Origin of the sequence: Cellulomonas sp. Y8, from assembly GCF_008033115.1 — a bacterium.
Taxonomy (GTDB): domain Bacteria; phylum Actinomycetota; class Actinomycetes; order Actinomycetales; family Cellulomonadaceae; genus Cellulomonas.
This window is the reverse complement of sequence record NZ_CP041203.1, coordinates 1,840,887-1,866,103: the sequence shown is the minus strand read 5'-3', so window position 1 is coordinate 1,866,103 and position 25,217 is coordinate 1,840,887. Positions and strand designations below refer to the sequence as shown.

The following is a 25,217-nucleotide window of genomic DNA, read 5'->3' as shown; positions in this document are numbered from 1 at the left end:
GCGATATGTCCGGAGCGTGGCACGGAGCGGGGTCGCCCGCCTCCGGAGGACCGTGCTCCCGGCGCCCCGGTCGGCGGCGGTCGCCCGGTGGCGGCTGCGTGCCTGCTCGTCGGGTGCGTGGGGCACCCAAGCGTGCCTTCGTGCGGGCATCTGGCAGTTCGGGGTGGGGATGAGGGGCGCCGTCCCACCCCTAGCCTGCGAGCCGCGTCACCCCGCCCCGGGGGGTCGTCAGCCGCCGTCAACGAACGAACGAGTGAGGACGCTCATGCGACGCACCGCACGCACGACCGTGGGTCTGCTGACCGCGGCGACGATGGCGCTGACGACGGTGGGGACCGCGCAGGCCGCCCCGGTCCGCGCCGCACCCGAGCCGGTGCCCGAGGTCGCGCTGGCCGACATGGTCGCCGAGGTGAACGAGGCCGAGCGGGCCCTGGGTTCGCTCGGGCTGTCGTTCGCCGACTTCGCGGACCTCGAGGACCGCGGGCCGGAGTTCCTGGCCGAGCTCGAGGAGCTGCTCGACGGGTTGGGCGGCGAGCCCGAGCCCGACCCGGACCCGGAGCCCGACCCGGACCCGGACCCGGAGCCCGACCCGGACCCGGACCCGGACCCGGACCCGGACCCGGAGCCGGAGCCCGACCCGGGGTCGGGCGGCATGGTCGTCGGTCCGCCGATGCTCGGTGAGGGCGTGCTGTGGGGCAGCGGCCTGCCGGTCGGCCCGCTGGCGGAGCCGGTGCCGTCGGCCCCGGCGCCGACGGCTGACTCTGCGCGGAACGACCTGCAGGCGGAGTGGCTGGCGCACGCCTACGACATGGCGGAGCTGAACTCCCGGCGGGACCGCAACGCCCGGGACATCGGCTCCGAGACGCTCTACATGTACCTCTCGCACTACGTGGACCTCCCGCAGGACCCGGCGCTCTACCCGGTCGACTACAACTCGCACGCGAACCGGTACGCCTCGTGGCTGACCGAGGAGGACCGGCTGGTCTTCGAGCGGTTCCTCCAGGTGGGTCCGAACGCACAACTCGGCAAGGACCTGAGCGACGCGGGCTTCGCGATGGCGAGCATCGCGAAGGCGCCGGCGAGCATCCGCGAGGTGTTCCAAGGGTCGAAGCGGGCGGTGGAGCGAATCGCTCACGTCGCCGAGGCGGGCTGGGACCTGCTGCAGGTGTTCCGCGATAGGGAGGTCGTGCAGCGCCTGAGGGACGCCTGGAATGCCGGTGACAGCCCACACGTCATCGTCGACCGGATCGAGAGCGGGCTGACCGTGGGCGACCATGGCAAGGAGGTTCGCGACGCGGTCGTCGGCGTGCTCCTGGCGGCGGCGGTCGCCGCAGCCGGCGGTCCCGGTGGTGTGGTGGTGGCGATCGCGCTCGCGGGAGTGTCGATCGCGACCCTGGCGATGAAGGACGTGATCAACCAGGCCGCCGTGGCGGGTCTGCTGCTCACAGCGACGAGCCGGGTGACGCTGCGGTACCTGCGGTCGATCGGCATGGACTGACACCGGCGGTCGTGCGGTGATGCCGCACGAGGGAGTCGGGCGCGGGCCGCATGAGCGGCCCGCGCCCGACCTGGCGGGGTGGAACCGGCTGCTGGCCGAGTCGGAGCGGTTGCGCGCGCGTGGGCGGGCCCGGGTGCGCTCGGCCGTGACCGGCCTGCCGCTGTTCGTCCTGGTCCTGGCCTTGGGTCTGTGCCTGCCCCGGGACCCGCACGGTTCGCCGGCCAACCGGTCCGTCGGATCGGAGCTCGGGGTGGTGCTGATCGCGGTGTTCGTAGTCTGGGGGGTCGCTCCGATCTGCATGGCGCGGTGGGTGCGTTCGGGGGAGCGGCGCAGGTGGCTCTGGGGGGCGCTGGCGGGTCAGTCGGTGCTGGCGGCGGTCTGGTACGCGGTGGCGATGGCGGCGTACGACGCGTTCGACGCTGCGCACCCGAGCTGGACCTCGAACCTGCAGCACTGGCTGGGGTTCGACCCCCAGACCGACACCGGGCTGCGCTCCCTGGTGGCGGCGGCCGTCGTCGTGCTGCTGGTCGCGGCCGCGGTGTGGGAGGTGGTCGCGGTCGAGCGGGACGTGCGGCGCCTGGACGCGCTCGGCGGAGTGCCGGACTGCCCGGGCCGCCCGGGCGTGACCTGCCTGACGTGGTGCGACTGTGAGCGGTGAGGCGGGGTGGAACGCGCTGCTGGCCGAGTCCGAGCGGCTGCGGGCTCGTGCGCGGGCGCGTGTGCGCTCGGCCGTGACCGGGCTCCCGCTGTTCGTCCTGGTCATGGGCCTGGGTCTCCTCATGCCCCGTGACCCGTACGGCCGGCAGATCAACCGGCACGTCGGGATGGAACTTGACCTGGTGAACCTCGCGGTGTTCGCGCTATGGGGGATCGCTCCGGCGTGCATGGCGAGATGGCCGCGCTCGGGGGGACGCCGCGGGTGGCGGTGGGGGGCGTTGGCTGGTCAGCCGGCGCTGGCAGTGGTCTGGTTCGCGGTGTCGGTCGCCATGCACGACGCCCTCTGGATCACGCACCAGGGCTGGGTCTCCAGGCTCCAGCAGTGGGTCGGCTTCGACGAGCAGGTCAACGCGGTCCTGCGTGACCGGATGGCCTTGGCGGTGCTGGCGCTGCTGATCGCGGCCGCGGTCTGGGAGGTGGTCGCGGTCGAGCGGGACGTGCGGCGCCTGGACGCGCTGGGCGGGGTGCCGGACTGCCCGCGCTGCCGGGGCCCGGCCTGCGTCACGTGGTGCGCCGGCCGGTGAGAGCCGGCCGCCCGGCCGCCCTCAGAGCCGGTCGGCCAGCTCCGTCAGCGTCTCCGACGCCCCCGCGTCCAGCGTGAGCGTCGCCAGGGGGTCCCCGCGGGTGGCGCCGCGGTTGAGGATCACGACCGGCTTGCCCTCCTCGGCCGCGTGCCGCACGAACCGCAGCCCGGACTGGACCGTCAGCGACGACCCCGCGACCAGCAGCGCGTCCGCCTCGTCGACCAGCGCGTACGCGTCCGCCACCCGGGGCCCGGGCACCGTCTCGCCGAAGTACACGATGTCCGGCTTCAGCATCCCGCCGCACGGGCCGTCGCCGCCGTCGGGGTCGGGCTGCCAGCAGTCGACGACCCGGAAGTGCGACGTCTGCTCGATGACGGCGTCCGCGTCGGGCGCGATCTCCACGTCGCCGACCGCGCCGACCGACTCGGCGAAGCCGGGGTTGGCGGCCTCCAGCCGCTCGGCGAGCTCGGTGCGCGTCACGGTCCGGTGGCACCGCAGGCAGATGACCCGGTCGTACCGGCCGTGCAGGTCGATCACCCGGCGCGAGCCCGCCTGCTCGTGCAGCAGGTCGACGTTCTGCGTGATGACCCCGAGCACGACGCCGTGCGCCTCCATCGACGCCAGCGCCCGGTGCCCCGCGTTCGGGTGCGTGCGGTGCACGTAACGCCAGCCGACGTGGTTGCGCGCCCAGTAGTGCCGGCGGAAGCCCTCGTCGCCGACGAACTGCTGGTACGTCATCGGGTTCCGCGGTGGGGAGTCCGGCGACCGGTAGTCGGGGATGCCGGAGTCGGTCGACAGGCCCGCCCCGGTGAGCACGGTGAGGCGGCTGCCGCGGAGCAGTCGGACCGCGTCGTCGACGGTCCCCGGGTTCGGCCGGACGGCGTCGTGGAGGGGGATCGGCAGGCGCGGGGGTGTCACGTCCACCACCGTACGACTCCCGATGCGGGAGTTCCGCCTCGCATCCGGTACTGTTCTGGCCCGAGGTAGCGTGTCCGAGCGGCCTAAGGAGCACGCCTCGAAAGCGTGTGTGGGTGAAAGTCCACCGTGGGTTCAAATCCCACCGCTACCGCTCGACGAGAGCCCCGCCGGAGTCCGGCGGGGCTCTCGTGCTTCCCCGACGCGCGGCGTCGTCGGCAGCCCCTCGGGGCAGCGCGGTCACCGTCGGCATCCCGGTGGCGGAAGCGGGCACCGGGGTCGTCGGCGCGGTCGGCGTGGCGCCCCATCGACCTGCGCGCGGTCCACGGCGTCCTTCCGGTCCGGTCCGGTCCGGTCCGGTCGCGTCGCGCTGATAACGCTTGCAGGGCGACGCCAGCCATCAATGCCGAGGCCTTGCCAGTCGCGCGTGATATGCGCTTTCATGAACGGACGTCTCACGAGCTCGCAGTCGCGCCCGTGCCGTTCGCGCTCGACGAGCTCGCCTCCTACCGCGAAGGAACGTCTCGATGACGAGAACACCACGCTGGCTGGCCGTGGCCGCGACCCTGGGTCTGGGCACCGGAGTGCTCGGCGCCGTCCCGGCGTCGGCCCAGCCGTCCCCAGGGCAGGCCGAGCAGGCGGACGTCGACGTGCTCCAGGTCGACCTCGCGAGCGCGACCGGCGACTTCCGCGGCGGCGCGTCCGGTGCGCTGTACGGCCTGGGTGACGACGGCGCGCCCACGCAGGCGCTGATCAACGGCGCGCACATCACCAACGTGTCGCAGAAGGCGCCGTTCGGCACCCAGCACCCGTCGGGCGACGCCCTGCAGATCGAGGACGGGTTCTTCGACAAGCACGGCCAGGACCTGTACATCTACGTGCAGGACTACTACCCGGACTGGCCGTACCACGGCGGGCAGCGGCCGGGCGACACCCGTACCTACGACCTCGCGACCGGCGAGTTCACCGACACGCCGAACGGCACCTGGGACTTCCTCGAGGTGACGCGGATCGTGGCCGAGGCGGTCGCCACCGAGTCGGACCGCCCCGGCGACTACGTGTTCATCCCGTTCAACGAGCCGGACGGCGGGAACTGGTACGCGAACTGGTCGACGCTGGGTCAGACGTTCCTCGAGGACTGGGACGCGGTGCACGGCGTGATCCAGGAGGTCTGGGACGCGCACGGGCTCGGGGACGCCCGCATCGGCGGCCCCGGCGACACGCGCTGGCAGCCCGAGCGCTCCGAGGCGTTCCTGCAGCACACGATGGCGTCGGGGACGGTGCCGGACGTGTTCATCTGGCACGAGCTCGGCATCGACAACCTGGCCACGTTCCGCGGCAACTACGACGCGTACCGGGCGCTCGAGCAGCGCCTGGGCCTGGAGCCGCTGCACGTGAACGTGACCGAGTGGGGGATGCTCCGCGACATGAGCACACCGGGTCAGCTGATCCAGTGGTTCTCGATCATGGAGGACCTCAAGATCGACGGCCAGGTCGCGTACTGGAACTACGCGGGCAACCTGTCGGACAACAGCGCCCGGGCCAACGCCGCGAACGGCGGCTGGTGGATGTTCAAGTGGTACGGCGACCTCGAGGGGTCGCAGACGGTCGCGGTGACGCCGCCGGCGCTGAACGCCGTGGACACGCTGCAGGGCATCGGCGCCGTCGACGTCGACAACCGACGGGCCACCGTGCTGTACGGCGGCGGGTCGAAGGACGTGCGGGTCGACCTCGCCGGTCTGGACCCCGCCGTTCTCGGCAGCGCGGTCGACGTCGAGGTGCGCGAGGTGCGGCTAACCGGCGCCGAGGGCGTCGCGGCGACGCCGCGTGTCATCCAGGCGGCGCAGGACGTCGCCGTGGTGGACGGGGAGCTCGCCCTCACGGTGCCGACCTACGACCGGTACGCCGGCTACCAGGTCGTCATCACCCCGGCGCAGGATCGCGAGGTCGCGGTGGACGCGGTCTTCCACGCCTCGGTCGAGGCGGAGGACACGGCGCTCACCGACGCGCAGGTCTACACGCAGGACCCGAAGCAGGGCGGCGGCTGGAAGTTCCTGGCTTCGCACGGCAAGGACGTCGGGTCTTTCAACCGCGCCACGTCGCGCGCGGACTGGACGGTCGAGGTGCCGCGCGACGGCACGTACCGGTTCGAGGTGGTCGGGCGCGGCTCCCGGCGTCCCGGGGCGCCACGCGCTGTTCGTCGACGACGCGCACGCCGGCTCGGTGCAGTACGCCGCCGACCTCGCGCTGAACGCGACGTCCCGGTGGCAGTACCGCGGGTCCGCCGAGCTGGAGGTCGAGCTGACCGCCGGTGAGCACGTGCTCTCCCTGCGGGCCAGCGAGGACGGCGCCACGCTGCTCCCGAACGCCGACATCACGCTCGACACCTTCGCGCTGACCGACGTCACCGACGGTGAGCCGACCACGTACCCCGCCTCGACGCTCCGCCTGGAAGCGGGTGCCGTCCTGACCTGGGCGAACGGAACGCGCGGCTGGGCCGCGCTCCCAACCGGCGACGCGCGGGCCGACGCCTACGTGCACGCCGCCGCGACCGGCTACCACGACGTGACGGTGACGTACGCGTCGACCGCCGCGACGACCGTCGACGTGACGGTGAACGGCGCGCCCGTCGCGACCCTGGAGGCGCCCGGTGCCGGCACGTGGTCGTCGACGGCGCGCCTGCACCTCGCGCACGGCATCAACGAGGTCGAGCTGCGGTCGCCGACCGGTGCGGTGGTGCGCGACCTGACGACCCGGGCGACCGGTGACCTGGGTGCGGCGCTCGTCGTCGAGGCCGAGGACGCGCAGCTGCGCGGGAACGCCCGGGTCATCACGTACGCCGCGAGCACCGGGTCCAACGCGTCGGGCTCCGCCGGGGTCGGCGGCGTCGGTCAGGGTCGCGAGAACGCCGTGGTCGTCGACCGGGCGCCGGGTGTGGACCAGCCGGGGACCTACGCGGTGACCGTCCGGTTCGCCAACGCCGAGGTCAGTGGCAGCCACGACTACAACCCCCAGGTCGTCGACCGCCGCCTGGACGTGTGGGAGCAGGGCGCGCAGGAGTCCGCGGGGCACGCGTACCTGCGCTACACGTACGCGTGGACGTCCTTCCTCGAGCGCACGTTCCTGGTCGAGCTCGGGTCGGGCGACGCGGCGCTGGAGCTCGGCCGGGCCGACGGCTGGGCGCCCGACCTGGACCGCATCGAGATCGCCCCGCTGTCGACCGGTGCGCCCACGACGGTCCCGGTCGGCGGTGCGGAGATCGCGGCCTGGGACCCGGCGACCGTCTACGCCGAGGGCGACCGGGTCACGCACGGCGGCGCGGAGTGGGTGGCGTCGTGGTGGACCCAGCGCCAGGAGCCGGGCGAGCCGTCCGGTCCCTGGCAGCAGATCCGCACGGATGCCGACGGCACGGCCGTCTGGACGGAATCCCGCGTGTTCACCGCCGGTGACCTCGTGCGGCACGACGGCGTCGTGTACGAGGCGCGCTGGTGGACCCGCAACCAGGTGCCGGGCGACCCGGACGGGCCGTGGACGCGGCATGGCTGAGTGCCAGGTCCCCGCCGTGATCGCCTAGGTTGTCGCTGTGGCACGACCCGTCTCCGGAAAGCAGCCCACGATCGCCGACGTCGCCCGTGAGGCCGGCGTCAGCGTCCCCACGGTGTCTCGGGTGCTCACCGGTTCCACGCGGGTCAGCCCCGAGCGCGAGGCGCTCGTGCACGCCGCGATCCAGCGGCTCGGTTTCCGGCGCAACGGCGCCGCCCGGGCCCTGGCCGCGGGCAGCCTGCCGATGATCGCGATCATCACCAGCAACACCACGCGGTACGGGTACGCCTCCTCGATCCAGGGGATCGAGGAGGCGGCCCGTGCCGCGGGGCACATGGTGATGATCTGCGTCGTCGAGACGGACGACCGCGAGGTCGTCGACGCGGCGGTCGACACCGCGCTGAGCCAGCCGATCGCCGGTGCGGTCGTGCTGGAGTACGACCCGCCCGGTGCGGCCGCGCTCGCCGCGGTCCCGGACTGGGTGCCGCTGGTCGCCCTGGCGGCGGGGAACCGCTCGGACGACGAGATCCTGCACGCCTCGATGGACGACCGGTTGGGCGCCGCGAGCGCCACCCGCTACCTGCTCGACCTGGGGCACGAGACCGTGCACCACGTCGCCATCCCCTCGGCGGGGCGGGAGAGCTCCCGCCTGGTCGGGTGGCGCGAGACCCTCGAGGCCGCCGGAGCCCCGGTGCCCCCGCCCCTGCGCGCGGACTGGGCGCCGATGTCGGGGTACGACGCGGGGCTGCGTCTCGCCCGCGACCTCGACGTCACGGCGGTCCTCTGCGGCAACGACGAGCTCGCGATGGGCGTGATCCGTGCGCTCAACGACAGCGGGCGGCGCGTGCCGCACGACGTGTCGGTCGTGGGGTTCGACGACCACCCGCTGGGTCCGCTGTGGGATCCCGCGCTGACGACCGTGCGGCAGGACTTCGTGCAGCTCGGGCGCGACTCCGTCCGCCTGCTGGCGCGCCTGCAGGCGGGCGAGAGCGGGGTCGCGTCGGCGCGCCTCGTGCCCGATCTGGTCGTCCGTGCGTCCTCGGGCCCGCGACGTCGCTCCGCAGTCTGAAACCGCGCATCATTCGTGATGACGCCGTGACCTGGGCTACTTGCCCTGGTTCTTGATATGCGCTTTCATCGTCTCGTCGCCCTGGCGCACCTGGCCGGGTACGAGGAGATGGGGTCGAGGATGACTCGCGAGAGCACGGGACTGCGCACGCAGGCCCTCGGGGACGGCGACACCGTCCTGCACCTGGTCTGGGCGGACGACCGGCCGGCGGCGCTGGTCGGCGGCACGGCGGCGGACGATGCCGCCGAGCTGGCTGCGCGCGCCGTCCAGCCGCTGGTGGAGGTCCTGGCCGTGGGCCACGGCCGCGCCGCGGGCAACCTCCGGAACACCGCCACCGCCGTCGGCGTCCGGATGCGCGTGCTCCAGGTCAGCGCCACCCCCGCGGCCGACGGCGCCGGCCGCGTGGTCGAAGTCACCCAGGAGGACCCCGGCTCCGGGCTGGTCGCCCTGACGCGGCTCGAGCTGCGGGGCGGGGCGGTCCGGACGACCACCACGGTCCGCAACGCCGGCGCGACCCCGGTGCACCTCCAGGCCGTGAGCTCGGTGGCGCTGGCCGGTCCGGTCGGCGACCGGCCCCTGGACGCCGTGGTCTCCGTGGAGGGCACGAGCGAGTGGGTGGGAGAGAACCGCTGGGAGCAGGTCGCCCTCGTCGGGCAGGGCGGCCTGGTCGACCTCGATCTCCCGCGCCACCAGCACCAGGACGGCCGTGGCGCGCACGTCCTCGCGAGCACGGGGGCGTGGTCGAGCGGCACCCGCGTGCCGAGCGGCGTGCTCACCACCCGAGCCGGAGACGCCTCGTTGGGCTGGCAGATCGAGCACAACGGCGCCTGGCGGCTCGAGGTCAGCGAGCGGCTGACGCGCGACGACCGGCGCGTGCTCGCCCTCGTCGCGCTCGGTCCGACGGACATCGACCACCACTGGCTCCGCACGCTCGAGCCCGGTCAGGAGTTCGCCACGGTGCCGGTGACGGTGGTGCCCGTGGCCGGCGACTGGCAGGCGGCCGTGGCGGGCCTCACCGCGGCCCGCCGGGACCGGCACCACACCGTGGCGCAGGACCGGCCCGCGCGCAGCGACGGTCGGGCCCGCGCCCCCTTCCTCGTGTTCAACGACTACATGAACACGCTGATGGGCGACCCCACCACGGACAAGCTGCTGCCCCTCGTCGACGCGGCGGCGGACGTCGGTGCCGAGGTGTTCTGCATCGACGCCGGCTGGTACGACGACGGCGGCGACTGGTGGGACTCCGTCGGCGAGTGGGAGCCGTCGACGCTCCGGTTCCCCGGCGGGCTGCACGAGGTGACCGACCGGATCCGCGACCGCGGCATGGTCCCGGGGCTCTGGCTCGAGCCGGAGGTGGTGGGCGTGCGGAGTTCGCTCGCGGAGCAGCTGCCCGGCGAGGCGTTCCTCCAGCGTCGCGGCCAGCGGGTCGTCGAGCACGACCGGTACCTCCTGGACCTGCGGCACCCCGATGCGGTGAAGCACCTCGACACCGTGGTGGACCGCCTGGTCGACGAGTTCGGCGTCGGCTACCTCAAGCTCGACTACAACGTCACCCCGGGCGCCGGCACGGACCACTCGACCGACAGCGTCGGCCAGGGGCTGCTCGAGCAGAACCGGGCGCAGGTCGCCTGGCTCGACGGGATCCTGCGACGGCACCCGGACCTGATGCTCGAGAACTGCGCGTCCGGGGCGATGCGCGCGGACGACGCGCTGCTGTCGCGATCCACCCTGCAGTCGACATCGGATCAGCAGAACCTGGTCCTGTACCCACCGGTCGCGGTCGGTGCGCTCGTGTCGATCCTGCCGGAGCAGGCAGCGAACTGGGCGTACCCGCAGCCCGGGATGACGCTCGAGGAGTGCGTCTTCACGCTCAGCACCGGCCTCGCGGGCCGGTTCTACCTCTCCGGTCATCTCGACCGGATGGACGCCGCCCGCCTCGGGCTGGTCGTCGAGGCGGTCGAGCTCGCCCGGGCGAACGAGGACTGGCTGCACGAGGCGCACGCCGCCTGGCCGCTCGGCCTGCCCGGGTGGTCCGACTCCTGGGTCGCCTCCGCCCTGACCGGTCCGACGCAGACCCTCGCCACCGTCTGGCGGCGCGGCGGCCCGGAGGAGATCGTCCTGGACCTGCCGGACGGCGACGTCGAGGTCGCGTTCCCCCGTGCGCAGCCCGGCACGCCGTGGCAGGTCGACCGCCTGCCCGACGGACGGGTCCGCGTCCGGGTCCCGGGCGCCGACGGCGGCCCGCAGGCGCGCGTCCTGCGCGTCCGCCACCCCTGACAGCACCACAGCACGTCCCTCACCCCGCCGGCGACGACGCCGGCACCTGCCTAGGGAGAACCGATGAAGAAGACCCCTGCTCTCACCGCGATCCTGCTGACCGCCGGCCTGGCGCTCACGGCCTGCTCCGACCCGGGGGCCGGCGGCTCCACCTCGGGTGGTGCGCCGGCGGAATGGCCCGCGCAGGACGCCGACCTGTCGGGCGTCGAGCTGACCATCTGGGCCGCGCAGAACTCCAACACCGTGCCCGACGCCGTCGTCGAGGCGTTCGAGGAGACCACCGGCGCCAGCGTCGACGTCGTGACGATCACCGACCCGTACGAGCAGAGCATCCAGACCAAGATCGCCACCGGCGACAAGCCCGATCTCGCGTTCTGGCAGCCGACGGCGTCGATGCTCGCCGGCATCAACGCGAAGCAGAACCTGCAGCCGCTCGACGACGCGCCGTGGCTGGACGACATGGACCCGGCGCTCGTCGACCTCACGGGTTCGTACGACGGCACCCGCTACGCCGCGCTCATCAGCACCCCGGCCGTGATCGGCGCGTACTACAACAAGCAGGTGTTCGCCGACGCCGGGGCTCACCGACACCCCGACCAGCTGGACGGAGCTCGTCGAGGACGCCCGGACGGTCCAGGCCGCCGGTGTGACGCCCTTCTTCGAGATGGGCGGCAACGCGGGCTCGCCCTGGGGGACGCAGTGGTGGGTCCAGGCGCCGCTCGCCGAGGCGTCCAAGGACGGACTGTGGGAGGACGTCAACAGCGCGTCGACCACCTTCGGCGACAGCCCGATCATCGACGCCATCACGGGCTACCAGGACCTGATCGCCGAGGGCCTGTTCAACGACGACATCAAGACGGCCACGTTCGAGGACCAGGGTGCGGCTCTGCTCGCGGGCGACGCGGCGATGGTCATGCAGGTGAACTCGTTCTTCGGCCAGCTGCAGTCCCTGGCCGACACCGACGAGCTGAACGAGAAGATCGGGTTCTTCCCGATCTCGACCGACGGCAACGTCGGCACCTTCGTCCCGGACCAGGCCAACGCGCTGGTCGCGTTCCGCACCGGCGACGAGACCCGCGAGGCCGCCGCCCGCCAGCTCCTGAGCTTCTGGCTCGGCGACGGGTACGCCGACTTCGTCGAGGACCAGGACACCGTCTCGCTGCAGCCGGGTGTCGAGACGCCCGCGACCGTCCCCGACGCGCTGGTGTCGGTCGCCGACGCGCTCGACGGCGCCGCCGGCTCGATGCAGGTCGAGGCTGTGGCCAACCCCGACCTGTACCTGCGGCTCGGTGACATGATCCAGGGCGCGCTGACGCCGGAGCAGGTCGCGCAGCAGACGCAGGACCAGTTCGCGCAGCTCGCGTCCGCGCAGGGCGTCGAGGGTTTCTGACCGGAGCCCGGCCGGGCCCGCCGGTCAGCAACCGCACGTGACCGTCACGGAGGACCGCCCGACGCAGGGGCGGGCGGTCCTCCGTCGAGGACGAGGACACCCATGACCACCACCACCGCTCCCGCCCCGACCCGGGAGGGACCCACCGAGGCGAGGACGGCGCGCGCCAACCGCACGCGACGGGCGCGCAACCACCCGTGGGCGTTCGCCGCGCCCGCGTTCGTGCTGCTCGGCGTCTTCTTCTTCCTGCCGACGCTGTTCAACTTCGTCTACTCGTTCACCGACTGGTCGAGCTTCAAGGCGGAGATCGGGTTCGTCGGCTGGGACAACTTCACGCGGCTGTTCGAGAACGGCGACCTGGGGCGTGCGCTCCGGGTCACCCTCGGCTACGCCGTCCTCGTGGCGATCCTGCAGAACCTCTTCGGTCTGCTCCTCGCTCTCCTGCTCGAGCGGGACACGCGGGTCAACCGCATCGCCCGCGTCCTGTTCTTCATCCCGGTCATCATGTCCGCGCTCGCGGTCGGGTACGTGTTCCAGGCGATCCTCAAGCCGGACGGCGCGCTCAACGCGATCCTCAGCTGGATCACCGGCACGGAGGTCACGACCGCCTGGCTCGGCAGCACGTCCTGGACGCTGCTCGTCGTCGCCACCATCCACGCCTGGAAGTGGATGGGCCTGCCGATGCTGATCTACATGGCCGGCCTCAAGACCATCAGCGAGGACGTGCTGGAGGCCGCGCGCCTCGACGGCGCGGGTGCCTGGACCCAGTTCTGGCGGATCCGGTTCCCGCTGATCGCCCCCGCGGTCACGTTCAACGTCGCGACCGCGCTGCTCGGCTCGATGAACGGGTTCGACATCGTGCAGGCGACCACTGCCGGCGGCCCGGCCCGGTCGACCGAGCTGCTGAACATCTTCATCTTCCGCACCTTCGGGCAGGGCCTGTTCGCGCAGGCCACGACGATGAGCCTCGTGCTGTTCCTCGTCGTCGTCGCCCTGGCGTTCCCCGTCATCGGGATGCTGCGCCGTCGAGAGGACGTCCTGTGAGCATCGTCGCGCCCCACGGCACCAGCACCGCCCGCGGCGGTCGGCCCCGATCGACCCTCGGCGGCCGGACCGGCCCCTGGCGCCGGATCCAGCCGTTCGTCGTCGTCCTGTCGGTCGTCCTGCTGATCGCCCTGCCGCTGTGGATCATCGTGGTCACCGCCGGCAAGTCCCAGGCCGAGGCGCTGCAGCCCGACCTGTCGCTGCCCTCGCAGTGGCAGCTCGGCGCGAACCTGGCCGAGATCTGGCGCGACGGGGACGTCCCCGCGGCGTTCGGGGGCTCGCTGCTGATCATGGTGCCGTCGGTGTTCGTCGTCCTGGTGCTCGGGTCGCTCGCCTCGTGGATCCTCGCCCGGCGCCGCTCCCGGATGTCCGCGGCCCTCTACGCGCTCGCGATCTCGGGCATCGTGCTGCCGCCCGCCGTGGTCACCATCGTGCTGCTGCTGCGCCAGCTCGGCCTCGCCGGGACGGTCGTCGGCATGATCGGCGTGTACGTCGGGATGTACATGTCCACGGTGATCTTCTTCGTCACCGGGTTCATCCGGACCATCCCGCACGAGCTGGAGGAGGCTGCACGCGTCGACGGGGCCACGCCGATGCGGGTGTTCCGCACCGTGATCCTGCCGCTGCTCGTCCCGGTGCTGAGCACCGCGACCATCCTGATCTGCCTGTACATCTGGAACGACGTCTTCTACGCGTTCTTCGTCATCGGCGGACGCGTGGACACCTTGCCGCTGAACCTCTACAACGTGGCCTCGGCGGGGCTGTACCTGAACAACTGGCACCTGATTTTCGCCTACGTCGTCGTGATGAGCCTGCCGCTGCTGGTCACGTTCATCGTGGCGCAGCGCAAGATCATCTCGGGCATCACGTCCGGCGCCGTGAAGTAGGGCGGACGGCCGGAGCTCCGGTGCGCACTCGTCCTGGCAGCCGACCTGCTGCTCGCGGACGAGCCGGGCTCGACGAGAGCCCCGCCGGTGTCCGGCGGGGCTCTCGTGCTTCCCGGGCGCGCCGTGTCACCCCACCGCGACCGGCAGCCCCTCCGCCGCCGTCCACTCCGACAGCGACCCGTCGTACACGGCGACCTCGGCCCCCGACACGACGTACGCCGCGAACGCCGGCAGCGTCGCCGCGATACCGCCCCCGCAGTACGTGACGGCCCCCTCGGCGTCGAGCAGCCCGCCCGACTCCAGGCGCTCGCGCAGGTCGTCGAGCGGCAGGAACCGCCCGGTCGCCGGGTCGAGGAGCGTGAACAGCGGGAGGTTGACGCTCCCGGGGATCCGGCCGCGCCGGGCGTAGGTGCTGACCTCTTGATCGCCGCGGAACGTCGCCGGGTCGAGCGCGTTCACGAGCAGCCCGGGCGCCGCGCCCGAGGAGATCCGCTCGACCTGCGGCAGCGTCGCGAGCAGCTCGGGGCGCTCCCGCGGGGTGAGGCTCGCGGCGACGGCCCGCGCGGCCTCGTCGTCGGCCGGGCCGGAGGCCGTGCCGAAGCCGGCGGCCTGCCACCCGGCCAGCCCGCCGTCCAGCACCGAGACCCGGTCGTGGCCCAGGTAGCGCAGGAGCCACCAGACCCGCGTGGCCCAGGCGGAGCCGACGGTGTCGTAGACCACGACGTGGGTGTCGTCGCCGACGCCCAGCGCACCGAACGCCGCGGCCAGCGACCCGGGCGACGGGAGCGTGAACGGGTAGGGGCCCGCGGGGTCGGACAGCTCGCCGGTGACGTCGACGAACGCGGCGCCCGGCACGTGCGCCGCGAGGTACTGCTCGCGCAGCGGCCCGGCGGTGTACGGCTCGCCCTCGCCGTGCGTGACGAGGGAGGTGGACGCGTCGAGCACCACCGGGCGGCCGGCCGGCGCGTCCAGGGCGGCGCGCAGCGCCTCGGGGCTGACGAGGGCGGGGAGTGCGGGGGCCATGGGTCCTCCTCGGGGGTGCGGGCCGCGAGCGCGGTGCTCGCGACGCTACGTCGGCGCGCGCGGCGCCCGACAGGAGCGGCCCAGGCACCGGACGTGTGTGACGCGGGCGGCTCCGGGTCGCCCGGGGCGCCGCGGTAGCGTGTGCCGGACCACCCCGCCCGGACCTGCGCCGACGCCGACCCGGGCCCGACGATCGGAGCAGCACGTGGCCAGCCGAGCGCCAGGCATGGTGGACGTCGCCCGGGTCGCGGGCGTCTCGCACATCACCGTGTCGCGCGTGCTCAACGGGCACCCGTCGGTGCGACCGGAGACGCGTGCGCGGGTCGAGGCGGCGATCGCGGAGCTGGGGTACCGGCGGAACACCGTGGCCCGGGCGTTCAAGAGCGGCCGGACGTCGACCATCGGCGTCGTGCTGGCCGGCTCCGAGCTGCACGAGCTGCCCCGCGTGCTCGGCGGGTTGGAGACCGCGGCCCGGGCGGCGGGGTACTGGCTGAACCTGGCGAGCTTCCAGGGGCGTGACCCGGCGGAGTTCACGGAGACGGTGCAGCGGGTCGCGGACCAGGCGGACGCGGTCGCGATGATCGCCGACCGGCCCGTGGTGCTGGACGCGCTGCCGGCGCTGGTGACGCGGGTGCCGATGGCGGTCGTCATGTCCGGCGACGTGCCGAACGACCGGATCGCGTCGGTCGAGATGGACCAGGACCTCGGCGCCCGGCTCGCCGTGCGGCACCTCGTGGGGCTGGGGCACCGGGAGGTCGTCCACCTGAGCGGCAACCTGCGCACCTGGGACGCGCGGGCCCGCGTCGAGGGCTGGGAGCGCGAGCTGGCGGCGACCCCGGGCGTCGCCGGCGAGCTGCTCGAGGGCGACTTCACCGCCGCCAGCGGCTACCACCTGGCGCTGGCGCTCGCGGACCGCCCCGGGGGGCCGCCGACGGCGGTGTTCGCGGGCAACGACCAGATGGCGATGGGCGTGCTGGCGGCGTTCGCCGAGCGCGGGCTGCGAGTGCCGGACGACGTGTCGCTGGTCGGGTTCGACGACCAGGTCGGTTCGGACTACCTGGTCCCGGCGCTGACGACGCTGCGCCAGGACTTCCACGCGCTCGGGACGAACGCGGTCGAGGGGCTGCTCGCGCTGCTGCGCGGGGAGCCGCCGCACCACCGCCTGCTCGCGCCGGAGCTGGTCGTGCGGCGGTCGACCGCCGCCCCGCGCTGAGCGGCGGTCAGCCGGGGAGCCCGGCGAGGGCCGGGTCGCCGGCCGGGGCCCCCGTCTCGGCTCGCGCCCTGCCGGACGGCCGCGCGAGCGGCTCGTAGGCGACGTGCTCGACGACCGCTCGCGCGCCCGTCGGCTCGCCGTCGGCGTGGGCGTAAACCCCCAGGTGCACGCCCAGGAACCCACCCGCCGTCTCGGTCGCGAACGCGGTCCGGGGCACCGCGCCGAGCGCGCGCACCTCGCCGCCGGGGAGGGTGGCGGCGAACCGGTAGGCCTGCTCGTCCCCGGTGACGGCGAGCTCGACGGACCCGGCGGCGACGGCGACCGCGCCGAGCTCCGCCACCGCGTCGCCGGTCCGCATCCGCAGCCGTGCCTCGGGCTGTCCGTCGGCGCCCGCCGACAGCGCGAGGGTCGCCACGCGCTGCTGGTGCAGGAGCACGGTGAGCCCGGCCTCCTCGCCCGGCGAAGTGGTGGCGAACCGCAGCCGGCAGGTCATCCGGAATCCCACGTGCTGCTGGCGGCGCGCCACGAACGCGGGCGTGCCGGTGCCGTGCAGCGGCTCGGGGGACGGCGTCAGCTCGAGGGCGCCGCCGCCGTCGACCCCGGCGACCGGGCGCACGAGGTGGTCGACCGGGCCCCGGAGGCTGGACCAGCCCTGGGCGGCGAGGGGGTCGCCGAGCGCGAGCGTCTCGGCGCCGGTGGCGTCGACCGCGGCTCCGTCGCCGACCCCCGCCCCGCGCTCCGTCGTCCCCGCCAGCGGCACCGTGCCCGTCCCCGGCGCGAACACCGGCCCGCGCTCCGTCCACTCCACGGGCACGAGGAAGGCCTCCCGCCCGAGCGTGTGCGCCCCGTCGACCGGCCGCACGCCCAGCGTCAGCGCCCAGGTCGCGCCGTCGGGTGTGTCGACGAGGTCGGCGTGCCCGACGTTCTGCACCGGGTGCCCGGGGCCGAGGTGCCGGTGGGTGAGCAGCGGGCTGCGCGGGTCGGTGACGTACGGGCCCGTGACCGCCGGGGCGGACGCCGCGGTGACCGCGTGGTTCCGCTCGGTGCCGCCCTCCGCCGCGATCAGCCAGTAGCGGCCGTCCCGGAGGTAGAGGTGCGGCCCCTCGACCCACGCCCCGCGCAGCGCGCCGTGCCACAGCACGTGCTCCGGGCCGGTCAGGCGCAGCGTGGTGAGGTCGAGCTCGCGCAGCCACAGCTCGGCGGGCCCGGTGACGGCCGGCTCGGACGCGTCTCTCGTCGCGGTGAACCAGCAACGCCCGTCGGCGTCGACGAACAGCGAGGGGTCGATCCCCTCGGCCTCCAGGGGCACCGGGTCGGACCACGGGCCGGCCGGGTCGGTGGCGGTCGCGACGAAGGTCGACGCGCCCCGGCGGCCGCTGGCCACGGTCGCGACCACGTAGAACACCCCGGCGTGGTGCCGGATCGTCGCGGCCCAGACCCCGTCGTTCACGTCGAGCCCGGCCAGCGGCGCCTGCTCGGGCCGGGTGAGGACGTGGCCCACGAGCTCCCAGGTCACCAGGTCGGTGCTCCGGTGCACGGGGATCCCCGGGAAGTACCCGAACGACGAAGTGACCAGGAAGTACTCCGCCCCGACGCGCACGACGGAGGGGTCGGGGTGGCACCCGGGCAGGACGGGGTTCTGAAACGCGGGCACGGGGGCTCCCCGGAGGTCGGAAGGGGTGAGGTTGACAGGATGACAACGTTAACATCACGATAGGCGCAGCCCGGGGGCGGCTGCTCGAAGCGGAGTGGCGGACCGGGTCCCCTCGTCGAAGGAGATGTGGACATGCACGCAGCAGGAACACCGGCGACCGGCGCGCGACGCCCGCGGCGGAGGCACGCCGCCCTGGTCGGGGCCCTCGCGCTGGTCCCGGCGCTGGCCCTCGCCGCGTGCTCGTCGTCCGGCGGGGACGACGCCGCCGGGTCCGACGGGCCCGTCACCCTCGAGTTCTGGACCTACTCGCGCTCAAGGGCACCGACCCGGAGGCCCAGGCGATCGTGGACCGCTACCACGAGCTCAACCCGGACGTGACGGTCAAGCTCTCCGAGGTCGGCGGCACGGCCGAGACGTCGTCCAAGCTGCTCGCCGCGGACCGTGCGGACACGGCCCCGGACGTGGTGCAGGTCGAGTACCGCGCGCTGCCGTCGCTCGTCGTGTCCGGCGTGGTCAAGGACATCACCGACGACGTCGCCGACGTGCGGGACGGCGTCGAGGACAACATCTGGGACCTGACGACGTTCGACGGTCAGGTGTACGGCGTCCCGCAGGACATCGGCCCGATGATGCTCACCTACCGCGCCGACCTGTTCGCGCAGTACGGCGTCGAGGTGCCGACCACCTGGGAGGAGTACGCCGCGGCCGCCGAGGCGATCCACACCCAGGACCCGTCGGTGTACATCGCCTCGTTCTCGCCGACGCAGTTCGAGTTCTTCGCGTCGGTCGCGGCCCAGGCCGGCGGCGAGTGGTGGAGCAACGACGGCGACGCCTGGTCCGTCGGCATCGGCGACGAGCCGTCGCTCGAGACGGCCGACTACTGGCAGGACCTCGTCGAGCGCGACCTCGTCACCGTCGAGCCGCTGCTGACCCCGGAGTGGAACGCCAAGGTCAACGACGGGAAGATCCTCAGCTGGGCCGCCGCGGCCTGGGCGCCGAGCGTCCTGTACTCGGTCGCCCCGGACACCGCCGGGCTCTGGGAGGCGGCGCCGCTGCCGCAGTGGACTCCCGGCGACGCGTCCGTCCCGTTCCTGGGCGGGTCGACGTACCTGGTCCCGGAGAAGTCCGAGCACGCCGCGGAGGCCGCGGCGTTCGCCGCCTGGCTGTCCGCCACGGACGAGGGCTCGGAGCTGCTGCTCGGCCTCGACCTGCTGCCCGGTGGCACCGCCGGCCGCGAGGCGACGCTGACCGCGGAACCGCCGATGCTCATGCCGCAGCAGACCGACTTCTGGCAGGTCGTCGACCAGGTCGTCGCCGACACCACGATCCCCGTCACCTGGGGGCCGAACGTCAACGTCGCGCAGAGCGCGTTCGGGGACGCGCTCAACGAGGCCGCGCTGAACGGCGGCTCGTTCCGCGACGTGTTCACGGCCACCCAGGAGACCATCGCGGCCGACCTGGAGAAGTCCGGCTTCACCGTCGCCGACTGACCCCGCGGCGGGCGGCGCCCACCCGCGTCGCCCGCCGCCCCACCGACCGATCCGGAGGAAGGGCCATGTCGACCGACGTCGTCCCGGCATCCCAAGCCGCCCGCGCCGCCCGCACCGCAGGCGCACCCCGCTCGCGCTCCACCCGGCGCCGGGCCCGCGCCGCGACCCCCTGGCTGTTCGCGTCGCCCGCGATCGCGTTCTTCGCCGCGTTCCTGATCATCCCGATCGGGTACGCGCTGTACCTGAGCTTCCGCGGCTACCGGGTCTCCGGCGGCGCGTTCGGGCGCCGCGAGGAGACGTTCGTCGGGCTGGAGAACTACGCGACCGCGCTGTCCGACCCCGAGTTCGTCGCGGGCCTCGGGCGCTCGCTGATCTACGGGGCCATCGCGGTGCCGAGCGTGCTCGGCCTCGCCCTGCTGTTCGCGCTGCTGCTCGACCACCCGCGCGTGCCGGGGCGCAGCTTCGCGCGGACGGCGATCTTCCTGCCGTACGCGGTGCCCGGGGTGATCGCCAGCCTGCTGTGGGGGTTCCTGTACCTGCCCAGCACCAGCCCGGTGAGCTACGTGGCCCGGGAGCTCGGCGGCAGCTCGGTCGACTTCTTCGGCTACCCGGCGCTGTACTTCGCGCTGGCCAACATCGCCCTGTGGTCGGGGGTCGGCTTCAACATGATCATCATCTACACGTCGCTGCGCTCGGTGCCGACGGAGATCTACGAGGCGGCCCGGATCGACGGCGCCTCCGAGCGGCAGATCGCGCTGCGGATCAAGATCCCGCTCGTGACGCCCGCGCTGGTGCTCACCGGCCTGTTCTCCGTGATCGGGACGCTCCAGCTCTACAGCGAGCCCGCCACCCTGCGCCCGATGTCGAACACCATCTCCTCGACGTGGGTGCCGCTCATGAAGATCTACCAAGAGGCGTTCATGAACGACAACCTCGGGGGCGCCGCCGCGGCGTCGGTCGTGCTGGCCCTGGGCATCCTGGCCCTGTCCCTGCTGCTGCTCCGGTTCTTCCAGCGCCGGACGTTCGGGGGTGCCGCGTGACCGCCGTCGACACCCGGCCCCCGGCCGTCGTCCGCACCGGCGACCGCAGCCCGCGCCGCGCACCGCGGCGGCACCGCCGTCCCCGCCTCGCGACCGCCGTGCTCATGCTCGGCGCGGTCTACACCCTGCTGCCCGTGGCGTGGGTGCTGATCGCGACGTCCAAGAGCCCGCGCGAGCTGTTCACCACCTTCTCCTTCGCACCCGGCACCGGCCTGCTCGACAACCTCGCGAACCTCAGCGCCTACGGCGGCGGGCAGTTCTGGCTCTGGGGTCTGAACTCCGCCCTGTACGCCGGCGTGGGGGCCATCGTGTCGACTCTGGTGTCCGCGATGGCCGGCTACGCGCTGGCCAAGTTCCGGTTCCGGGGCCGCGAGCTGCTGTTCTCCGGCATCCTCGCGGGCGTCCTGGTGCCCGGGATCGTGCTGGCCGTCCCGCAGTACCTGCTGATGGCCCAGCTCGGCCTCGCCGGCACCCGGTGGTCGGTGCTGCTGCCGGTGATCATCAACCCGTTCGGCATCTTCCTCTGCCGGGTGTTCGCCGCGGCGGCCGTCCCGGACGACACCGTCGAGGCCGCCCGCCTCGACGGCGCGGGGGAGCTGCGCGTGTTCGGCGCGATCGCGCTGCCGATGATGACCCAGGGGCTGGTGACCGTCTTCCTGCTCCAGTTCGTCGGGATCTGGAACAACTTCCTGCTGCCGTTCATCATGCTGTCCGACCAGGACAAGTACCCGATCACGCTCGGCCTCTACACGTTCCTGTCCAAGGGTGCGGGCGACACCGACCTGTACCCGCTGATCATCGCGGGCTCCGCCGTGTCGGTGATCCCGCTGATCGCGCTCGTGCTCCTGCTGCAGCGGTTCTGGCGGGCGGACCTGCTGGCCGGTGGGCTCAAGGGGTGAGGCCGGGGCTCGGCGCGCTGACCGATCGGCACGGCCTGCTGTACGGCGGTGACTACAACCCCGAGCAGTGGCCCGAGGACGTCTGGGCGGAGGACGTCGCCCTGATGCGCGAGGCCGGGGTGACCCTGGTGACGGTCGGCGTGTTCGCGTGGGGCACGCTCGAGCCGGAGCCGGGCCGGTTCGAGCTCGCCTGGCTCGACCGGGTGCTCGACCTGCTCGCCGGGGCCGGGATCGCCGTCGACCTGGCGACGCCCACCGCCTCGGCCCCGCCGTGGCTGGCGCACGACCACCCGGAGACCTCGTCGGTCGACGCCTCCGGCGTGCGGATGAGCCCGGGCTCCCGGAACCACTTCTGCCCGACCTCCCCGGTGTTCCGGGAGCACGCGCTCCGCGTCGTCCGGGTGCTGGCGGACCGGTACGCCGGCCACCCGGCGCTCGCGATGTGGCACGTCGGCAACGAGCTCGGGCAGCGGTGCTGCTGCGACCTGTGCGCGGCGGCGTTCCGGGACTGGCTGCGCGCGCGGTACGGCACGCTCGACGAGCTCAACCGGGCCTGGGGGACCACGTTCTGGAGCCAGCACTACGCGCGCTGGGCCGAGATCGTGCCGCCGCGCGCCGCGCCGTACCTGCACAACCCGGCGCAGGACCTCGACTTCCGCCGGTTCACCTCGGACCAGCTGCGGGACCTGTACCGCGTCCAGGCGGAGGTCCTCCGGGCGGCCACGCCCGACGTCCCGGTGACGACGAACTTCATGGGCTTCTTCCGCGGTGTCGACTACCGGTCCTGGCGCGACGACGTCGACGTGGTCGCCGACGACTGGTACGGCGACCCGGCCGACCCGCGCAGCCCGGCGCGCGCCGCGCTCACCCACGACCTCATGCGGTCGCTCGGCGGCGGGCGGCCGTGGGTGCTCATGGAGCAGGCGACGAGCGCGGTGAACTGGCGGCCGCAGAACCTGCCGAAGCCGGCAGGCGCGATGCTGGTCGACTCGCTGCGGGCCGTCGCGCACGGCGCCGACGCGGTCTGCTACTTCCAGTGGCGCGCGTCCGCCGCGGGTGCGGAGCGGTTCCACTCCGCGATGCTGCCGCACGCCGGCGCGGACACCGACCTGCACCGGGCCGTCCGCGCGCAGGGCGCCGTGCTGCGCCGGCTGCGCCGGGTCGTGGGCACCCGGGTCGACGCCCGGGCCGCGCTGGTCTTCGACTGGTCGTCCTGGTGGGCGGGCGAGGGACCGGGCCTGCCCAGCGACCGACTGCGCCCGGTCGACCAGCTGCTCGCCTGGTACGAGCCGCTGTGGCGCGCGGGGATCGCGGTGGACGTCGTGCACCCCGGCGACGACCTCGACGGCTACGACCTGGTCGCGGTGCCGGGCCTGTACCTCGTCTCGGACGCCGACGCCGCGAACGTGGCCCGGGTGCCGGAGCGCGGTGGCGCGCTCGTCGTCGGCCCCTTCAGCGCCGTCGCCGACGAGGAGGGCCGGGTCCGCGGCGGCCGGTTCCCGGTGCCGTGGGCGGCGACGCTCGGGGCGTCGGGGGAGGAGCACCGGCCGCTGCCCGACGGGGGCGTCCCGGTCGACTCCGGCCTGATGGGCGCGTTCACCGCGGCCGACTGGTCGGAGATGCTGCGCGTGGAGGGCGACGACGCCGAGGTGCTGGCGACCTACCGGGGCGCCGGGCTGGAGGGCCGCCCGGCCGTGACCCGCCGCGTGCACCCGGGCGGCGGCAGCGCGCTGTACGTCTCGACGGTGCCGCCCGCCGACGCGCTGGCGCGGTTGCTGCTCGACGCGGCGGCCGGTCTCGACCCGGTCCCGTGCCCCGACGGGGTCGAGCTGGCCCGGCGCGGCGACGTGCTGTTCGTGCTGAACCACGGGCCCGACGCGCGCACGGTGCCGCTGGCGGCCCCGGCGGTCGACCTGGTGACGGGCCGGGTCGTGGACGGCGTGCTCGTCCTCGGGTCGTGGGCGGCGGCGGCGCTGGTCGCGCCGGAGCGCGCGGAGCGCGTCAATACCTCCCACCCGGTCGGGAAGACGAGGTAGCCTCGCACTACCTAGTAAGCGGTAGGTAGTGCCTCGCACCGGCGCGCGCCCCTGCCGCGACCCCGGGGCCGCCGTGGTCCCCGCGGACGACGAAGTGGAGTGTGCGATGCGCATCGCGAGCTGGACCAGCACGACCGAGCACGAGCGCTGGACGGACCTCGGGGGCGTCGAGCCCGCCGCGGTCGACCGGATCCCCGACGTGTTCGTGCAGCTGGACGACGAGCGGCAGGAGATCGAGGGCTTCGGCGCCACGTTCAACGAGCTCGGCTGGACCTCGCTGGCCCACCTGACCGACGACCAGCGGGCCGAGATCTTCCGCGAGATGTACGCACCCGGGGTGGGCGGCAACTTCACGATCGGGCGCATGCCCATCGGGGCGAACGACTTCGCCCGCGACTACTACTCCTACGACGACGTGCCGGGCGACTTCGACCTCGAGCACTTCAGCATCGCGAACGACCACGAGACGCTCGTCCCCTACATCCGCGCCGCGCAGGAGCACCAGGGGGCGCTGAAGCTGTGGGCGTCGCCGTGGGTCCCGCCGCAGTGGCTCAAGACCAACGGGCACTACGCGTCGGTGCAGCCGTGGATCAACGGCGTGGAGAACGGCCTGCGTCCCGACCAGGTCCAGGCCGAGGGCACCGACTCGTTCACCCAGGACGAGCGGCACCTCGCGACCTATGCGGCCTACTTCGGCAGGTTCGTCGACGCGTACCGCGAGCTCGGCATCGAGATCGGCATGGTCATGCCGCAGAACGAGTTCAACTCGGCCCAGCCCTACCCGAGCTGCACCTGGACCCCGGCCGGCCTCGCGGCGTTCCTCCGGCACCTCGGCCCCGAGATGCGCGAGCGCGGCGTCGAGGTGTTCCTCGGCACCGTCGAGCGCCCGAACGAGGCCCTGGTCGACGAGGTGCTGGCGGACCCGGACGCCGCCGCGGCGGTCACCGGCATCGGCGTGCAGTGGCACGGCAAGTCGATCGTGCCGTTCCTCAAGAAGGACCACCCGGAGCTGCGGCTCTACCAGACCGAGCAGGAGTGCGGCGACGGCAAGAACGACTGGCGGTACGCCCGCTACTCGTGGCGCCTGATGCGGGACTTCCTCAACAACGGCGCGAACGCCTACCAGTACTGGAACCTGTCGCTGGAGCGGGGCGGCGTCAGCCGCTGGGGCTGGTCGCAGAACTCGCTCGTCGTCGTCGACCCGGAGGCCGGCTCGTTCGAGTACACGCACGAGTACCACGTGCTCAAGCACGTCAGCCACTTCGTGCAGCCGGGCGCCCGCCTGGTGCCGACGCTGAGCTACGCCGGCTACGAGAACCAGGTCGCGTTCCGCAACCCCGACGGCTCGCTCGTCGTGGTCATGCAGAACGACACCTCCGAGGAGATGCCGGTCTCGGTGCTCGTCGGCGACCAGGTCGTCTCGCCGGTGCTGCCGGCCGACTCGCTCAACACGTTCGTCCTGGAGGTCTGAGGGCGCCGGAGCCGGTTCGCCGCGCCACCGGGGGCGACCCCTGCCACGATGCCCGGATGAGGCGGTGGCGCATCCCGGTGGGCGCGGCCCTGGTGGTCGCGCTGCTGGCGGCGTGCGGCCCCGGCAGCGCGGCCCGCGCGGCCCGGGACGTCGCGGTCGCGTTCTCCGCGGCGGTGGCCGCCGGCGACGGGGACGCCGCCTGCGCGCTGCTCGCCGAGTCGGTGGCGCAGCGCGTCGCCGAGGACGAGGAGGCCCCGTGCGCCCGAGCCCTGTCCGAGGGGCCGGTCGCCGACGACCTCGCGGAGCGCGCCGCGGACGCCCGGCCCGGGGAGGTCCGGGTGGCCGGCCGCCAGGCGCAGGTGCGGCTCGGCGGCGACACGGTGTTCCTCGCGCGGTCGGGCACCGGGTGGGTCGTGACCGCCGCGGGCTGCGACCCGCGCCCGGACCGCCCCTACGACTGCGAGGTGGCGGCATGAGGTCCCAGCGGGTGCTGTTCGCGGTGGTGCTCGGCGGCACGTACCTCGTGC

At 73.6% G+C, this 25,217-nt stretch carries 19 protein-coding genes, 1 tRNA gene and 2 pseudogenes; 19 read left to right on the top strand and 3 right to left on the bottom strand.

Annotated elements, in window-relative coordinates; translation table 11 throughout:
* Nucleotides 1–265: 265 nt before the first annotated feature.
* The 3 genes from FKM96_RS08470 to FKM96_RS08460 are packed head-to-tail and all read left to right on the top strand — an operon-like array spanning nucleotide 266 to nucleotide 2,739.
* Nucleotides 266–1,498 (top strand): hypothetical protein, encoded by a 1,233-nt coding sequence (locus FKM96_RS08470; protein ID WP_210417395.1) that lies wholly within the window; start codon nucleotides 266–268, stop codon nucleotides 1,496–1,498.
* A gap of 19 nt (nucleotides 1,499–1,517) precedes the next feature.
* On the top strand, nucleotides 1,518–2,156 hold the full coding sequence (locus FKM96_RS21930; RefSeq protein WP_147794865.1) for a cytochrome d ubiquinol oxidase subunit II: 639 nt from the start codon (nucleotides 1,518–1,520) through the stop codon (nucleotides 2,154–2,156).
* On the top strand, nucleotides 2,146–2,739 hold the full coding sequence (locus FKM96_RS08460) for a hypothetical protein (RefSeq protein WP_147794864.1): 594 nt from the start codon (nucleotides 2,146–2,148) through the stop codon (nucleotides 2,737–2,739). Before FKM96_RS21930 ends, FKM96_RS08460 begins: the two co-directional genes overlap by 11 nt.
* A 21-nt stretch (nucleotides 2,740–2,760) precedes the next feature.
* On the opposite strand, the gene FKM96_RS08455 is transcribed toward FKM96_RS08460, so the two are convergent.
* Nucleotides 2,761–3,657 (bottom strand): Sir2 family NAD-dependent protein deacetylase, encoded by an 897-nt coding sequence (locus FKM96_RS08455; protein ID WP_246855265.1) that lies wholly within the window; start codon nucleotides 3,655–3,657, stop codon nucleotides 2,761–2,763.
* A gap of 64 nt (nucleotides 3,658–3,721) precedes the next feature.
* Here FKM96_RS08455 and FKM96_RS08450 point away from each other — a divergent pair.
* From FKM96_RS08450 to FKM96_RS08415, 9 genes and pseudogenes are all read left to right on the top strand, one after another.
* Nucleotides 3,722–3,808: transfer RNA gene (locus FKM96_RS08450), tRNA-Ser, on the top strand.
* A gap of 373 nt (nucleotides 3,809–4,181) precedes the next feature.
* Nucleotides 4,182–5,969, top strand: a complete 1,788-nt coding sequence (locus FKM96_RS08445; RefSeq protein ID WP_210417394.1) for a hypothetical protein — start codon at nucleotides 4,182–4,184, stop codon at nucleotides 5,967–5,969.
* Entirely contained in the window at nucleotides 5,878–7,200 is a 1,323-nt protein-coding gene (locus FKM96_RS21030) for a carbohydrate-binding protein (protein WP_210417393.1), read from the top strand. The genes FKM96_RS08445 and FKM96_RS21030 overlap by 92 nt, the downstream gene beginning before the upstream one ends.
* A 37-nt stretch (nucleotides 7,201–7,237) precedes the next feature.
* Nucleotides 7,238–8,266 carry a LacI family DNA-binding transcriptional regulator gene (locus tag FKM96_RS08435; RefSeq protein WP_147794863.1) on the top strand — a complete coding sequence of 343 codons (1,029 nt, stop codon included), beginning with the start codon at nucleotides 7,238–7,240 and terminating at the stop codon, nucleotides 8,264–8,266.
* 120 nt (nucleotides 8,267–8,386) lie between these two features.
* Nucleotides 8,387–10,543: a glycoside hydrolase family 36 protein gene (locus FKM96_RS08430; protein WP_147794862.1), complete on the top strand. Its 2,157-nt coding sequence runs from the start codon at nucleotides 8,387–8,389 to the stop codon at nucleotides 10,541–10,543.
* 63 nt (nucleotides 10,544–10,606) lie between these two features.
* Nucleotides 10,607–11,062: pseudogene (locus FKM96_RS21440) on the top strand (extracellular solute-binding protein); the annotation flags it as partial.
* Between the two features lie 121 nt (nucleotides 11,063–11,183).
* Nucleotides 11,184–11,933, top strand: a pseudogene (locus tag FKM96_RS21435) (carbohydrate ABC transporter substrate-binding protein); the annotation flags it as partial.
* A gap of 102 nt (nucleotides 11,934–12,035) precedes the next feature.
* A complete protein-coding gene (locus tag FKM96_RS08420) occupies nucleotides 12,036–12,977 on the top strand; it encodes a carbohydrate ABC transporter permease (protein WP_147794861.1) in 942 nt (313 codons plus the stop codon).
* Nucleotides 12,974–13,864, top strand: a complete 891-nt coding sequence (locus FKM96_RS08415; protein WP_246855264.1) for a carbohydrate ABC transporter permease — start codon at nucleotides 12,974–12,976, stop codon at nucleotides 13,862–13,864. The genes FKM96_RS08420 and FKM96_RS08415 overlap by 4 nt, the downstream gene beginning before the upstream one ends.
* A 126-nt stretch (nucleotides 13,865–13,990) precedes the next feature.
* Here FKM96_RS08415 and FKM96_RS08410 read toward each other — a convergent pair whose 3' ends face one another.
* On the bottom strand, nucleotides 13,991–14,887 hold the full coding sequence (locus tag FKM96_RS08410) for a sulfurtransferase (RefSeq protein ID WP_147794860.1): 897 nt from the start codon (nucleotides 14,885–14,887) through the stop codon (nucleotides 13,991–13,993).
* Nucleotides 14,888–15,113: 226 nt separating this feature from the next.
* Here FKM96_RS08410 and FKM96_RS08405 point away from each other — a divergent pair, with 226 nt between their 5' ends.
* Nucleotides 15,114–16,100, top strand: coding sequence for a LacI family DNA-binding transcriptional regulator (locus FKM96_RS08405; protein WP_147794859.1), 987 nt, complete (start codon nucleotides 15,114–15,116; stop codon nucleotides 16,098–16,100).
* A gap of 7 nt (nucleotides 16,101–16,107) precedes the next feature.
* On the opposite strand, the gene FKM96_RS08400 is transcribed toward FKM96_RS08405, so the two are convergent.
* Nucleotides 16,108–17,754, bottom strand: a complete 1,647-nt coding sequence (locus tag FKM96_RS08400; protein ID WP_147794858.1) for a glycoside hydrolase family 43 protein — start codon at nucleotides 17,752–17,754, stop codon at nucleotides 16,108–16,110.
* Nucleotides 17,755–18,098: 344 nt separating this feature from the next.
* Here FKM96_RS08400 and FKM96_RS08395 point away from each other — a divergent pair, with 344 nt between their 5' ends.
* The 6 genes from FKM96_RS08395 (at nucleotide 18,099) to FKM96_RS08370 (ending at nucleotide 25,166) form a co-directional block, all read left to right on the top strand.
* Entirely contained in the window at nucleotides 18,099–19,244 is a 1,146-nt protein-coding gene (locus FKM96_RS08395; protein WP_246855263.1) for an ABC transporter substrate-binding protein, read from the top strand.
* 65 nt (nucleotides 19,245–19,309) lie between these two features.
* The gene (locus FKM96_RS08390; protein WP_147794857.1) at nucleotides 19,310–20,284 is read left to right on the top strand and encodes a carbohydrate ABC transporter permease; all 975 of its coding nucleotides are present in this window, start codon (nucleotides 19,310–19,312) and stop codon (nucleotides 20,282–20,284) included.
* On the top strand, nucleotides 20,281–21,183 hold the full coding sequence (locus FKM96_RS08385; protein ID WP_246855262.1) for a carbohydrate ABC transporter permease: 903 nt from the start codon (nucleotides 20,281–20,283) through the stop codon (nucleotides 21,181–21,183). The genes FKM96_RS08390 and FKM96_RS08385 overlap by 4 nt, the downstream gene beginning before the upstream one ends.
* The gene (locus FKM96_RS08380) at nucleotides 21,180–23,219 is read left to right on the top strand and encodes a beta-galactosidase (RefSeq protein ID WP_147794856.1); all 2,040 of its coding nucleotides are present in this window, start codon (nucleotides 21,180–21,182) and stop codon (nucleotides 23,217–23,219) included. Before FKM96_RS08385 ends, FKM96_RS08380 begins: the two co-directional genes overlap by 4 nt.
* A gap of 106 nt (nucleotides 23,220–23,325) precedes the next feature.
* Nucleotides 23,326–24,690, top strand: a complete 1,365-nt coding sequence (locus FKM96_RS08375) for a glycoside hydrolase family 30 beta sandwich domain-containing protein (protein ID WP_168216923.1) — start codon at nucleotides 23,326–23,328, stop codon at nucleotides 24,688–24,690.
* A gap of 56 nt (nucleotides 24,691–24,746) precedes the next feature.
* Nucleotides 24,747–25,166: a hypothetical protein gene (locus tag FKM96_RS08370; protein WP_147794855.1), complete on the top strand. Its 420-nt coding sequence runs from the start codon at nucleotides 24,747–24,749 to the stop codon at nucleotides 25,164–25,166.
* Nucleotides 25,167–25,217: the final 51 nt, after the last annotated feature.